The sequence below is a fragment of the Mycobacterium sp. RTGN4 genome (assembly GCF_033804635.1).
Lineage (GTDB): Bacteria > Actinomycetota > Actinomycetes > Mycobacteriales > Mycobacteriaceae > Mycobacterium.
The window spans coordinates 303,757-317,439 of the sequence record NZ_JAPZLB010000006.1 but is presented as its reverse complement, the minus strand read 5'-3'; the positions used below and the strand labels follow the sequence as shown (position 1 = coordinate 317,439).

Annotated in this window: 10 protein-coding genes; 2 read left to right on the top strand and 8 right to left on the bottom strand. The window is 64.8% G+C overall.

The annotated features are described in order from the left end of the window. The first annotated feature begins 154 nt into the window (after positions 1-154). A complete protein-coding gene (locus SLQ30_RS15625) occupies positions 155-3,190 on the top strand; it encodes an RND family transporter (RefSeq protein WP_413468057.1) in 3,036 nt (1,011 codons plus the stop codon). A gap of 5 nt (positions 3,191-3,195) precedes the next feature. Here SLQ30_RS15625 and SLQ30_RS15620 read toward each other — a convergent pair whose 3' ends face one another. Next, a complete protein-coding gene (locus SLQ30_RS15620) occupies positions 3,196-4,194 on the bottom strand; it encodes a hypothetical protein (protein ID WP_319458324.1) in 999 nt (332 codons plus the stop codon). A 27-nt stretch (positions 4,195-4,221) separates the two neighbouring features. Between SLQ30_RS15620 and SLQ30_RS15615 the strand changes: the two genes are divergently transcribed. Then, on the top strand, positions 4,222-5,292 hold the full coding sequence (locus SLQ30_RS15615) for a GAP family protein (protein WP_319458323.1): 1,071 nt from the start codon (positions 4,222-4,224) through the stop codon (positions 5,290-5,292). A gap of 29 nt (positions 5,293-5,321) precedes the next feature. Here SLQ30_RS15615 and SLQ30_RS15610 read toward each other — a convergent pair whose 3' ends face one another. The 7 genes from SLQ30_RS15610 to SLQ30_RS15580 form a co-directional block, all read right to left on the bottom strand. Continuing rightward, positions 5,322-5,810 carry a hypothetical protein gene (locus SLQ30_RS15610; protein ID WP_319448451.1) on the bottom strand — a complete coding sequence of 163 codons (489 nt, stop codon included), beginning with the start codon at positions 5,808-5,810 and terminating at the stop codon, positions 5,322-5,324. Between the two features lie 6 nt (positions 5,811-5,816). Further along, complete coding sequence (locus SLQ30_RS15605) at positions 5,817-7,553, bottom strand: AMP-binding protein (protein ID WP_319448450.1); 1,737 nt, start codon at positions 7,551-7,553, stop codon at positions 5,817-5,819. A 117-nt stretch (positions 7,554-7,670) separates the two neighbouring features. Beyond that, complete coding sequence (locus tag SLQ30_RS15600; protein ID WP_319448449.1) at positions 7,671-8,177, bottom strand: DUF2505 domain-containing protein; 507 nt, start codon at positions 8,175-8,177, stop codon at positions 7,671-7,673. Next, positions 8,174-9,508, bottom strand: a complete 1,335-nt coding sequence (locus SLQ30_RS15595) for a hypothetical protein (RefSeq protein ID WP_319448448.1) — start codon at positions 9,506-9,508, stop codon at positions 8,174-8,176. Before SLQ30_RS15595 ends, SLQ30_RS15600 begins: the two co-directional genes overlap by 4 nt. A 6-nt stretch (positions 9,509-9,514) precedes the next feature. Next, positions 9,515-10,858, bottom strand: a complete 1,344-nt coding sequence (locus SLQ30_RS15590; RefSeq protein ID WP_319448447.1) for a hypothetical protein — start codon at positions 10,856-10,858, stop codon at positions 9,515-9,517. 35 nt (positions 10,859-10,893) lie between these two features. Further along, a complete protein-coding gene (locus SLQ30_RS15585) occupies positions 10,894-12,234 on the bottom strand; it encodes a hypothetical protein (protein WP_319448446.1) in 1,341 nt (446 codons plus the stop codon). Continuing rightward, complete coding sequence (locus tag SLQ30_RS15580; RefSeq protein WP_319448445.1) at positions 12,234-13,676, bottom strand: condensation domain-containing protein; 1,443 nt, start codon at positions 13,674-13,676, stop codon at positions 12,234-12,236. Before SLQ30_RS15580 ends, SLQ30_RS15585 begins: the two co-directional genes overlap by 1 nt. Positions 13,677-13,683 lie beyond the last annotated feature (7 nt).

The window sequence follows — 13,683 nt, the reverse complement described above, 5'->3', positions numbered from 1 at the left end:
CTACTGCGGCGCAGCCCCTAAACTGCACACCTGAAGGCCATGCGATCGTGCTTCAGACGGCGGCAGGCCAGTGAGGACTGACAGAGTATTGGAGCGGACGCGCGAGACCCACGCGGCGCCAACAACCGGTGTCTTCAAACACCTCGGCGACCTCGTGGTGCGCTTCCCCTGGTGGGTGATCGGCTGCTGGATCGTGCTGGCGGTAGCGCTACCGCCGATGTTCCCGTCACTGACGCAGCTGTCCCAGAAGAGCCCCAGTGCGATGTTGCCGGCCGACGCGCCCGGATCCGTCAGCGCCCAGGAGATGAAGGAGGCGTTTCACGAATCGGCGTCCGACAACGTCCTGCTCGTCGTCCTGACTGACGAGCACGGACTCGGTCCCGCCGACGAGGACGTCTACCGCAAGCTCGCCGACCGCCTCCGCGGCGAAACCAAACACGTCGTCATGCTGCAGGACTTCATCAGTACGCCCGCTTTGCGCGATGTCATGACCAGCAAGGACGGTCAGGCGTGGCTCCTGCCCGTCAGCCTCGCCGGCGAATTGGGTTCACCACAGTCCTACGAGGCGACCACCCGCGCAAGTGACATCGTGCGGGAGACCGTCGCAGGCACGTCAGTGAAGGCGCACGTGACAGGGCCTGCCGCCACCCTCGCGGACATCACCGACGTCGGCGAGCAGGACCGGGTGCACATCGAGATCGCCACCGCACTGATGTTGCTGACGATCCTGCTGATCATCTACCGCAACCCGCTCACCATGATGCTTCCGTTGCTGACCATCGGCGTATCCCTGGTGACCGCGCAGGGCGTGGTGGCCGGTTTCGGGTCAATGGGCCTCAGTGTGTCCGGACAGACCATCGTCTTCCTCAGCGCGATGATGGCGGGTGCAGGCACCGACTACGCCGTCTTCCTCATCAGCCGCTATCACGACTATCTGCGGCTGGGCGAGCCCTCCGACCAAGCGGTCAAGAAGGCGCTCACGTCCATCGGCAAGGTGATCGCGGCGTCCGCGGCCACCGTTGCAGTGACGTTCCTGGGGATGGTCTTCACCAAGCTGACGGTGTTCTCGTCAGTCGGCCTGGCGCTGTCGATCGCGATCGGAGTGGGATTCCTTGCTGCGGTGACCTTTCTGCCCGCGGTGTTGGTGTTGGTCGGGCGCCGCGGATGGATCGCGCCGCGACGCGATCTCACGAGTCGGTTCTGGCGCCGCTCGGGGATCCGCATCGTGCGCAAACCCAAAGCCCACCTCGTTGCCAGCTTGCTGGTGCTCATCACCCTGGCCAGCTGCGTGAGCCTTGTCCACTACAACTACGACGACCGCAAGGCGCTCCCTCCCGCGGTCGAGAGCACCCAGGGTTATGGCATCATCGGCCAACACTTTCCGGTGAACTCCAGCCTTCCCGAATATCTCCTCGTCAAGTCGCCGCAGGACCTACGCACACCGCATGCGCTCGCCGACATGGAGCAGATGGCACACCGAGTCAGCCAACTGCCCGGCGTCGACGCAGTCAGGGGCATCACGCGGCCAACGGGTGAGTCCCTGGAACAAGCCCGGCTGTCCTACCAGGCCGGCGCGGTGGGTACCAAGCTCGACGACGCCAACAACGTGATCAACAGCCACAGCGCCGATCTCGACCTGCTCACGAGCGGCTCCGGCCAGATCGCCGACACCCTGGGTGCAGTGAATGGCCAGGTCACGCAAGCGATCTCCACGGTCAGCGGCCTCGTCGACGCGCTCACCTACATGCAAAAGCAGTTCGGGGGCGACAAGACGCTCGAACAGTTCGACAGCGCAGCCGAACTCGTCACCGCCATGCGTTCCCTCGGTGACACCATCGGAGTCAACCTCGCCAACACGAACGACTCCTTTCAAGGACTCGGCCCAATTCTGACCGCACTCGATGCGAGTCCCATCTGCGACGCCGACGCGTCGTGCAACAACAGTCGCCTGCAATTGCGGCGCCTGATGACTGCGCGGGACGACGGTACGCTCGACAAAATCGCTCAGCTGGCCCAACAGCTGCGGGCGACTGACGGCAGCCAAACCCTCGGTGCGACCGCCTCCGGACTCCGTGGCGCGCTGGATACCGCGGTCAACTCGCTCAAGGCGGCCGGATTGCAAGATCCCGCGAGTATGCGGCAGAAAATGGCCACCCTGCGGCAGGGCGCAACGACGCTCGCCGACGCGAGCCGCAAGGTGGCCGACGGCGTACAGCTTTTGGTCGACCAAACCAGAACGATGGGCTCGGGGCTGGGCGACGCGTCCTCGTTCCTGCTCGGAATGAAGAACGAAGCGACCACGCCGTCGATGTCGGGGTTCTACATTCCACCGCAGCTACTGGGCACCGAAGATTTCAAGAAAGCCGCCGGACTCTTCATATCGCCGGACGGCCACACCGCACGGTATTTGGTTCAAACGAAACTGAACCCGTTCAGCACCGATGCGATGGACCAGGTCAATGCGATAACTGATACCGCGCGTGGAGCCCAGCCGAACACCACGCTGTCGGACGCCTCGATTTCGATGACCGGATATCCCGTGACCCTGCGGGACACCCGTGACTATTACAACCACGACATCCGATTCATCATCCTGGTGACCGTCTTGGTGGTGCTGATGATTCTGATGATCCTGCTACGCGCCATTGTTGCGCCGGTATACCTGATCGCCTCGGTGGTGGTTTCCTATCTCTCGGCGCTGGGCATCGGAATCATCACGTTCCAGTTCATCCTCGGACAGGAACTCCATTGGAGCGTTCCCGGTCTGACTTTCATCATCTTGGTCGCGGTGGGTGCGGACTACAACCTGCTGCTCATCTCGCGGATTCGTGATGAATCCGCGCTGGGTGTGCGGACCGCCGTCATCCGCACCGTCGGCGCGACCGGCGGTGTCATCACCGCGGCGGGCCTCATCTTCGCCGCATCCATGTTCGGCCTGCTGTTCGCCAGCATCAGCACCCTCGTGCAGGCCGGCTTCGTCGTCGGCGTCGGGATTTTGCTGGACACCTTCCTGGTCCGCACCGTCACGGTGCCCGCCATCGCGGTGCTGTTCGGCCACCGCAACTGGTGGCCTTCCCGCTGGCGGCCGACGACGCCTGCCGTGACTCCGCCGGACGCGGACGGTCAGTGGGACGAGGAGTCCGAGGGCCTCCAGCTGGACGAGGAGTTCACGGCGGCAACCGCCCGATGACAACGTCAGCGGCGCGATAGCTGAACGGCCGAGCGAGCACAGCCATCGAAGACGCGGTCGGTCGCCGAACACCAGGCGGGACTCGTCGTCGTCGGCACCGGCGGTGCGAAGCCGGGCACGATCCCCACTGGAATCAGTGCGAGCACCGCCACTACCCAGACCAGTGCCCGCACATCCCGCGGCGTCGGTGGTGTGGCCAATTGCGGGGAATCGGTGGCGTACAGCAGGAAGACGATCCCGATATTGAACGCGATGAGCACGCACCACCGCACCCAATCGTGAGCGGTCAGGAATACCGGTACCACCATGGCGAGTCCCAACGCCGGCCAATACATCCTGCCCCGTAGAACGGCTCGGAATTCGGCGAACGGGACACCCGAGAAACGGCTGACGAGGTATATCGTCATTGCGATTAGGGCTATTCCAAAGACCAACGACATCAGCAATAAACCCGCGCCTACGGATGCGACGACATTAATCGCATGCCGCACGTCATAGTCGTAAAGCGGAGTGATGTTTCGGCATATCCATTCGTGGAAGTCGGTCTGATGCTTGCGGCCCAGAAAAAAGAAGTCCACGAAACCCGAAAGTGAATTCTTCATTTGCAAATCGTCAATATACCGGTGCGGCACCTTCGCGCACGCACGCGCACCAAAACCCTGTTGACCCAGCAACGAGACGGCCAGCGCCACAATCAAACCCGGTGCGATGGCCACCACAATGCTCACGCGTTGCACTGCGGGCGCGATATTTCGCGCTAGCACCAGAATGGCGAGAATGGCGCCCAGCGCGAATTCCAGCGTGATGGCCTCGTGCATCAGGCCGAGCACGGCGATGGCGATTCCGTAGAGCCCGCTGCACAGCACGGCGTATCGAGCAGACCGCACGAAGGCCATCGCGATCACGAACGCCACTAGCGCCGCGGCTCCGAACAGGTCGGGGCGGGCGGAGTAGAACGCGAATGCCAGCCCGAACGGCAGGACCGGGACCAGCAGCGCGAGCATGATTCGTCGTTCGGAGCGCCCACCTCGATGCAGGATCAGCCAAGACAGTGCAGCCAGACTGGCGAGGAAGGCGGCCGTGGCCGCCCAGCGCATGATGTGCATGCCGACGAAGTACTCGTCGGCGGGAAACAGGTCGACGAGCTCGCCGGCAAGACCTCGGCGCACGAACCCGAACGAATAGTCGACGACATAGTACGAGAACCAATAGCTGTCGAGGTTTACCACGAACAGGGCCAGCAACAATATTGCCGCAGCCCAGAAAAGCAGCGCAATCGATACGATGGCGTAGGTGCGCTTGCGCCTTTCATCGAGCGCAATGTATTTCATGACGTTCTCATTCGGATCGGCAACACAACCGTACGGGTAACGTTGGCGCCCATGTGGACGACCGTGTTGGTACTTGCCATCGCGGTGAACTTCGAACCAACCCGGATCGGTCTGATAACCGTCGCGCTGAGCCGGCCGCGGCCGCTATTGCAGCTATTGGCGTTTCTGTGCGGCAGTTTCGCGATGACCACTAGCGTCGGCCTCCTCGTACTGTTGGTCTTCCATCACGGCCTATTTGGGGAAGCCGATTTCAACGGCGCCAAGATCCAAATCGCGATCGGGCTCTTCGCCTTCGCTGGCGCGGCGCTACTGGCGTCGAACGTCTCAGTGGGTCGCTTCTCCCGCAAGCCGCTGCGGGGCGCGGTGAGCGACGATCCGAGCTGGGTCGCATTCCAGCCCACCTCGCTACGCCGGCTGGACAGGTTGTCCAACCGCGGACGAAATCTGCTGCAGGGCGGCTCGCCGTGGTTCTCGGGGGCGATGGGCGTCGGCATTGCACTGCCGTCGATCGATTACATGGCGCTCTTGGTGCTGATCGCTGCCTCCGGGGCCACGCCCGTGGCCCAGACCAGTGCCCTGCTCACGTTCATCATCGTCGGAGACATCGTGGTGGCGATCCCGATCGTGGGCTACTTGATGGCCCCAGAGCGGACCCGCGTGCTGGTCGGCCGGCTGCACGACTGGGTCAGGGCGCGCCGGCGTCGGGACTTCGCGATCATCCTCGCCATTGCGGGCTGCCTCATGATCGCGATGGGGATCAGCAGGTTGTAGGTCGGGCCATCGGCTCGACCACGACAACCTCACCACAGCGGCGGCGGTGGTGGTGGCGGCGGAGGAGGCGGGGGCGGTGGCGGCGGTAGGAACGGCGGTGGTGGCAGCAACGGGGGCAGCGGAGGCGGCGGGGGCGGCAACGGTGGAGGGGGCGGCGGTAGCGACGGGAGATCCTGACCGGGCAGCAGCGGCGGAAGGGGCACCCCCGGCACTCCGAGACCCGGCACCCCGACACCGGGCACGCCGACACCTGGCGGCCATTCCGGTGGCGGCGGCCAGTCCTCGGGCGGGCCCACTACCGAGTAGATGGCCGACACCGGATCGAGGCAGTCGCCGGACGGCTTGTCGAACACTCTGCCGTCGGGGCAGGACGGCAGGCAGCCGCTGAAGCCCTGCACGAGCCCGGGTGGACAGGCCGCCTGGCTGGGCGGCGCAGTGACGATCGTCGCGACGCCGGCCAGGCCGCCGAATACGGCCGCACCCATCGTGACGGCGATCGCGGCGCTACGAAAAGCCATGTTGACCTACTCCATCCGCTTGAACTGGCGGTTCCGGTACATCTCGACGCAGGAGGCCCGCCGAATCTTGCCGCTGGTGGTGATCGGAATCGAGCCGGGGGCGACCATCACCAGGTCGGCGACACTCAAACCGTGCGACGTCGAAATCGCAGAGGTGACAGCATCTTTCACCCCGTCGATGGTCTCCGCGAGATTCACCAGGGGATCGCGTGGCTCCTTGAGCTCGACGATCGCGACGAGCGTCTCCTCATGACCGTCCGGAACCGAGATCGCCGCGACGCGGCCCTTCGAGATCGCTGAAATCGTGGTCTCGATGTCGTCCGGGTAGTGATTGCGGCCGCGCACGATCAGAAGGTCCTTGATGCGGCCGATGATGAAGAGTTCGCCGTCGGACATGAAGCCCAGATCTCCGGTCCGCAGCCACGGGCCTTGCGGCGTGCCCTCCGAGGGGGCCACCAACGTTCCGCCGAACGTGTGCTCGGTTTCGTCTGGTTTGTTCCAGTAGCCTGCGCTGACGTTGTCGCCGATGGTCCAGATCTCGCCTACCATCCCGGCCGGACGCTCGGTCCTGTCGTCGGGGTCGACGATCCGTACCTGTGGCGACTGCGGCGTCCCATAACTGACCAGAGGCGTGCCGTCGCGGCCCACACTGCGCTGGGCCAGGCCAGCGGAGAGTTTTTCGGGTTCGAAGTGTGCCACCGTCGGCGGACTACCCGGGGCTCGCGTTGCGACATAGAGCGTCGCCTCAGCCAGCCCGTAGGACGGACGAACCACCTCCTCGCGGAGGTTGAAGGCGGCGAATCGCTGGCTGAAACGCTTCAGGGTCGTCGCGTGCACCCGCTCGCTGCCACTGTTGATAGCCAGCACGTCCCCGAGATCGAATCCGGCCATGTCCTCGTCGGTCGTCCGGCGGGTGGTCAGTTCGAAGGCGAAGTTCGGGGCGGCGGTCAGCGCACGACTGTAACTAGCCAGCAGCTGTATCCATCGGGCCGGTCGCTGGAGGAACGACATCGGGCTAGTGACCACGGTGTGCCAGCCGCCCAGGATGGGTCCGCACACACCGAGCAACAGACCCATGTCGTGGTAGAACGGCAGCCACGACACGGCCGTGGTGTTCGGGGGCGCCACCTTTCCGTGCTCCGGGAAGAAGTCGCACATCATCTGCCCGAAATTGGCGGTGAGGTTGTCGTTGGAGATCATCACTCCGGCCGGTGTCCTGGTCGACCCCGACGTGTACTGCAGATACGCCGTCTGCGGCGGTGCCTCACCCTTGGGGATCGGACCCCGTCGTGAGTCCAGGTCCAGCGCGTCGACCTCGAAAACGCTCGGCGCAGGCGCGTCACCTACCGACGTCGCGTATTCGGAAACCTCGCCCGCGACGGCAGAAGTCGTGAGCACCACGGACGGCGATGCGTCACACAACACCGCGGAGACCCGCTCGTCGTGTGCCCCGACCATCGGCACCGACAGTGGCACCGCGATGAGTCCGGCCTGGATCGAGGCGAGGAACGCCACGATGTACTCGAGCCCCTGCGGCGCCAGGATCACCGCCCGGTCGCCCACCGCACCGCGCTGCCGGATTTCGTACGCCAGGCTCTGCACGCGGCGATACAGCTGCGCCCATGTCAGGGTCTTGGCGACACCTTCCCAGTCCTGCTCGTAGTCGAGGAAGGTGAAGGCGATGTCATCGGGCTGCAGACTCGCGCGTTCACGCAGCACGCCGTTCACGGAGGAGTACGTCACAGGGGTTGACCTTCTGTCGGATATTGGGCCATCGCACGCGCCCGACCCCGGCCGCATGGGAGTTTAGACTGCGCTGCCGGAGTGAGCCGCCCGCTGGGCAACTCGGCAACCCGGGGATCAGCCATTACGGTCGATCCACTCGGTGGTGAAGCGCTGGGTGGCAAGGATCCCGCCCGGCATTTGGGTGCAGATGAGTCGCTCGATCGCACCGCCGACCAGAGGGATCTTGACCTGGGTGAGCACGGTGCATTCCTGCCGCATGCCAGTCCCCGCCGGAGTCAGCAGAATCACGCCGCGAGCAGACGCCTGCGCGCCGCGCACGGTGTAGCCGAGCTCACCTCGTAGCCTGCCGTCACCGGCCCAGCGCCACGTCTCGGCGTGAGCGAGCTCCAAATCACCTGGCAGCAGGGAGGTTACCAGTGTTGGCAGTCGATCGCGGAGCAGGCTCACCGACGTCGCCACGTTCACGGTTCCGTCCGCGTCGACCGCCAGCCGCTCGAGCGTCGCTGTGCCGTCGGCACTTTCAGTCAACCTCGACGCCCAATAGCTCGCGTCGCCGAACGCCGAGTGAGCCTGTTGGACTGTGGCCGATGATTCGGCGTCCATATCGAATGAGCGCGTCATTCGATCTCGCCGATCAGTTCGAAGTCGGCAAGTGTCACAGATATCAACTGGCAGAGTTCTTCCCGAGAATTCGCCTTGCCGGGGTGGTACGCCCGCGCAGTGATGAACAACCTTCCGCAGCTTCGACCCGAGAGGAAATACAGTTCGCCGAAGGCGAGTTCGGTGCTGTTGGTCCGAAGATGTTGCGCGATAAGGCGAATCGAGAAGTAGTCCGCGGCGGTGCCGTCCACGCTCGCCGTCGCTGGGTCGACATCGCCAGTGTTCGAGCATCCGACCGGCAGGTCTGCGGCGCCGGCGGCCTCGGCGGGCACCCGTCTGGCGACCGCCGTCGGCAAGAGCGGCGTGAGCGGGAGTAGGGCTTCCTGATCCTTGAAATTCCCAAGCCCCAACGTGAGGGCCTGCTTGATGTCCCCTCGGACCGCCCGCAGTTCCGTCGTGACGATCTTGGGGTCGACGGCGAGTTCGACTGACTTCAGCGCATTGGCACGCGTGTCATGGGCGGTCCGGTCGTTGACGGGATAGGTCAGGTTCACCAGGCCATCGGCCCGGATCCGCGCCCGCCGCTCGGCGAGCCTGGCGGCGAATCCGGCAAACAGCGAATTACTGGTACCACCAAGGATTTCCGCGCGCGCATCCCAGTCGGCCAGGTCGACGTATACCGTCGCCGTCGGCAAGCACAGCTCTTCCTGCACCACCGAGGTGGCGGCAGACGAGCGACCCGTAGGCCGGTCGGGGCTGCGTTTGGCTCGGCGGGCCTGCTTCGGGATCGCGGCGAGCGCGCGCAGCATGTCGGGCACGTCCTTGGCCGCCTGCCTGGCATCGACGACCAGCGCGCGCGCCCGACGTCGGGATCGAGGCAGCGGATAGCCGAAGTCGTGCGTCACTCCGTTGACCGCATCCGCCACCGCAAGACACAGACCCATCGCGTCTATGACGGTGTGGCAGACCACCAAGCTGACCGCGGTGCCGTAGTCCCTGATCGGCAGCACACCGATGTGCCAGCCGGGTCCCCACTCCGGGTCTATCGGCACTTCAGCCCGCGCGACCACCCAGGCGGCCAGGTCACCGCGCGACGCCGCGGGCGGCGAGAAATGCAGTCCGGCGGACTCCTGCTGGGCGACCCACCGGTGCCGCCCAAACGGCAACGGGGAACGCTCAACTCGACGGCCGAGCAGTCCGCGCGCCAGGTTGTCGACCACCCGACTCAATCCGTCGACGTCGACATCGCGGCGATACACCCACGTGGCCTGAAGACCATGCACATGACCGCTGGCGCGCACCCATAGGTACGACGCCTGATCGATGTACGCCAGTGTGTTGTCGACAGTCACGGTGCGCTACTCGAGCTCACCGGTGAGGTCGAACTCCGCCAGCGTGCGCATCGCCAGCGCGCGCAACGCGGGCTTCGAATTGTCCCCACCCGGCTGGTAAGCCGCGACCCCGATGGTGACCTTGCCCCCGATGCGGCCCGAGACCAGCACCAACTGGCCCTTGGCTCGGTCGTGTTCGCGCCGCGTCATCGGCCGGTCGACCCCGCGCAGATAGACGTACTCCGCGGGGGTGCCGTCGGGGCAGCCGACGGCGGGATCGAGGTCGCCGAGGTTGGAGCACGACACGGGTAGCCCCGCGAAGCCGAAGAACGCCTCTCCCCCTCGTCTCACGGCCCGCTCGGGCACCAACGGGATCACCGATAGGAATCGCGCGGAATCAGCGGGACCCCCACGCAGCTTCTGGAGCGCCGACTTGAGCGTGGCCCTGGATCCAGACAGGTCAACCGTGACGAGCTTCGGGTCGAGGCTGACGTTCGCCATCGACATCGCGATGGCACGCGTGTCGTCAGTCGTCCGATCACTCACCGCGACGAGCAAGCTGATCGTGCCGTCGGCGGCACGGCGCTCCATTCGCTCCGCCAGCTGGGCGGCGAAGCCAGCCAATAGTGAATAGCTGTTTCCACCAAGAGCATTGGCGCGCGCATCCCATTCATCGGCACTCACGAAGAGGGTGACCGCGGGCACGACGACGATGCGATCGGCATCCTCGTCAGGCGTCCTGACGGTAAGCGTCCCCGGGGCTGGCGCGGCCGCATCGTGGCGGCCAAGGACCGCCATCATCGTCGCGATGCTCAGTGCGCGTGCTATCGAAGGCAGGCTCAGCACTAGGTGTCCGACGTCGGCGAGGGCGGTGCGCAGCCGTTGGCGGGATTGCGGTGGTGGATAGCCGAATTCACATCGTTCACCGTTGGCCGCGTCGGCAATGGTGAGCAATGCGCCGACGCCGTCCGCCAGGCAGTGTGACATCACCAGGCTGATCGCGGTTGATCCATCCGTGAGCGGAAGCACACCGATATGCCAGCCGGGTCCGGTTTCCGGATCGATTGGCAGCTCAGCGCGTTCGTCCGCCCAGTCGCTGAACTCGGCGCGGGGCCGCGGGCACCCCGCGATGTCGAGCCCGGATGAGGGCCCAGGGGTGGAGACCCACCGGTGCCTGCCGAACGGCAGCGGCGAACGCTCGATCCGCCGGCCCAGTAACCCGTAGCCGATGTTGGCATGAAAACGTCGCACCGCGTCGAGGTCGACGGGATGCTCGTACACCCATGAGACCTGCATGAGTTGCCCGCGACCGGTGGCGCGCATCGACAGCCACGTCGCCTGGTCAAGCAGGTCGATCCGATTATCCTGCACCGCAACGGTTCTGGATTTTGCAACGACTACCATCGCTAGGCGATCTCACCATCGAGATCGAACTCTGCCAGCGTTTTTCCCACCAGCTCGCACATCTCGAGCTTGGTGTTGTCCGCGCCCGGCCGATAACCGACGACGGTCAACATGAGACGACTGCCGATTCGAGCGGAGATCACGGTGAGCAACCCCCGTCGACGTTCGAGGAATCGCTTCGTCACTGCCCTGTCGATTCCTCGCATGTACACGGTCTCGGCTTCAGTACCGTCGACTCGTCTGATGGACGCCGGGAGCTCACCCATGTTGGAGCACGAAACCGGCAGGTCGGCGAAGTTGAACATCACATCGGCCGTCCGACGCACGATGCGCTTCGGGAGGAACGGAATCAGCGGAAGGAGCTTCACGTTCTCATCCGATAATTCGTTGCGGGACTTCAGACTTCGCCGGATCGAGGAGCGCAGGACGGACAGGTCCGTCGTGAGGTTCGTCGGATCGACGGTGATGTCACCGAGGGTGACCGCGTTCGCCCGCGTGTCCTCGAGTGTCCTGTCGTTGATAGGGACGTTCAGCGTTACTAGGCCGTCGTCGGCCCGCACGCGGCCCATTCGTTCGGCAAGTTTGGCCGCGAACCCGGCGACCAACGCGTGGCTGGTTCCACCGAGGGCGTTCGCACGGGCATCCCAGGCGTCAACGTCGACGAATGCCGTGATGGCAGGCGCCACGAACGTGCGATCGAGATCATCACCACTCACCGGAGCTCGCAACGGTTGTGCCGAGCGGGAGATGTCACGCCTGCGACGTCGTGCCTGTCGCGCCACTTCGACAAGCGTCCGAACGACCTCGGGCACACCCTTCACGGTGTCCCAGAGGTCCGCGCTCACGGCGCGCATCCTCGTCCGTGCTCCCGGCGGCGGATATCCAAAGTCACGAGTATGGCCGCTGACCGCCTCGAGCACCGTCAGCGCGGCTCCGCCACCGTCAGTCAGGCAGTGGGAACCGACCAATGAAATGGCGGTCCCCCCGTCAGCTAGCGGCAGCACCCCGAGATGCCACCCCGGACCCCATTCGGGGTCGATGGGAAGCTGTGCGCGTTCATCGGCCCAATCGGCGACTTCGGTGCGCGGGCGTGCGCGCGATTCGATGTCCAAGGCTGACGCCGGTCCTTGCGAGGCCACCCATCGATGCCTGCCGAACGGAAGCGGTGACGGTTCGATGAGCCTGCCCATGAAGCCGTGACCGAAGTTCTTGTGAAAACGCCTCAGTCCGTCGAAGTCAACGGGGTGGTCGTAGATCCACACGGATTGCATGGCCAACTCTTGGCCCGTCGCGCGCAGGCCGAGGAACAAGGCCTGATCGGTGAACGAGAGCCGGTTGTCCATCAGCCGGCCGCGACGCTGCGGGCGGCGTCGGCCAACGGCGCCGCCACCCCGCCGCCATCGAGTACGTCGAGGAAGATCGACGTCATCACGTCCACGTAGCGGATGATGGATTCGCGGGCGATCGGGTTGTTCGGGAAGGCCACCGTCAGCGTGGTTCCGGTCGCTACCCGATTCACCCACATACCCACTTGATGGGCAGCCCCGACATCGCTGTAAACCTTGCCGTTCAACCCAATCCAGTGCGCGATGATCTCCGAGGAGAGCGGAGGCAGCCCCGCGTCAAGGTACGACAGCATCGGAACGCCTGGGTCGGGCTTGCGCAAGCCCCGTTCGCCCGCCGCCAGCTCGAGCACGCGGTCGAAGGGCACGTTGGCGAGGTCGATACCCGAATCGAAGGACTCCTGGGCGGCGCGTGCCATGTCTGCGAATGACGTCGCGCTGATCGGAACGGCGATCGGCACGAGGCCCGTGAACCAGCCCGTCGTCATGAACTCTGCCGGAGTGCTACGTGTCGTCGTGGGGGTGATCACGAAATATGTTGGCGCCGAGGTGAACCGGTGCTCCGTGAGTGCGCCGCAGGCAAGCACGCCGCCAGAGAACCGCGCACCCGCTTCGAGGCACACCATTTCGAACAGGTCGCCCTGCTCGGCGTCCAGCAACGGCACCGTGATGAGCGCGCCAGTGCACGGCACCGAGTGATCTCCCAGCGGCAGCGGAAATTTCGGCAGGGTGCCTGCGTTGTTACCCGCGAAGTCGACCCAGGCGAGCACTTCTGGTGAATCCTTGGTGAGCGCCGAGGTGTACTCGTGCTGACGCCTGCAGTAGTCGGCATAGCTTCCCGCAGCAGGCAGCGCAAGCGGTGCCCCGCCTTCGACCAGCGCGGTGTACATCATGTGGATCTCGACGAAGAGCGCGCCCATGAACATGGCGTCGGCGTGCAGGTGATCGACACTCACGTAGATGGTGAAGTGGTCTGCGCGTTGGACGACCCCGAACCTGAAGCAGTCCCACTGCCAAGGATTTGGGGTGGACAGCACGTGTTCGCGCAGTTGCGTCGCCGACATCTCGCCGTATTCGGTCGGGACGAACTTGAGGTCGGCAGGATTGTTGATGGTTCGCCGTACGACACGGCCGTCGTCGTCCTTCTCGAACCAGCTGTGAAACGTGTCGTGCCGACGAAGGTAGGAGTTGATGACATACGTCATGGCCCGTCGATCACACCGCCCCGCGATGTTCCACGACGGAATGTTCAGCCGGGCCATCTCGGCGCCCGCGGCAGCGTGTTCGGTGAACGCACGCAGATGCTGGGCTTGCTGATAGCTGACGGGCACCGAACTGACCGGAGCCTGCCGTACCTTCGCCAACGTCGACGGTGCAGGGTCCCACGCGATGACGAGACCAGGCTGATCCACCCAGTCGTGAATCGGTTGTAGCGCAACCATATCCGCT

Bases quoted from the DNA above. Each gene is read 5' to 3' on its own strand.
- SLQ30_RS15610 (WP_319448451.1), bottom strand. From the start codon at position 5,810: ATGGCTTTTCGTAGCGCCGCGATCGCCGTCACGATGGGTGCGGCCGTA.
- SLQ30_RS15620 (WP_319458324.1), bottom strand. From the start codon at position 4,194: ATGCTCGCGCTGCTGGTCCCGGTCCTGCCGTTCGGGCTGGCATTCGCG.
- SLQ30_RS15580 (WP_319448445.1), bottom strand. From the start codon at position 13,676: ATGGTTGCGCTACAACCGATTCACGACTGGGTGGATCAGCCTGGTCTC.
- SLQ30_RS15615 (WP_319458323.1), top strand. From the start codon at position 4,222: ATGCAGGATCAGCCAAGACAGTGCAGCCAGACTGGCGAGGAAGGCGGC.
- SLQ30_RS15600 (WP_319448449.1), bottom strand. From the start codon at position 8,177: ATGACGCGCTCATTCGATATGGACGCCGAATCATCGGCCACAGTCCAA.
- SLQ30_RS15585 (WP_319448446.1), bottom strand. From the start codon at position 12,234: ATGGACAACCGGCTCTCGTTCACCGATCAGGCCTTGTTCCTCGGCCTG.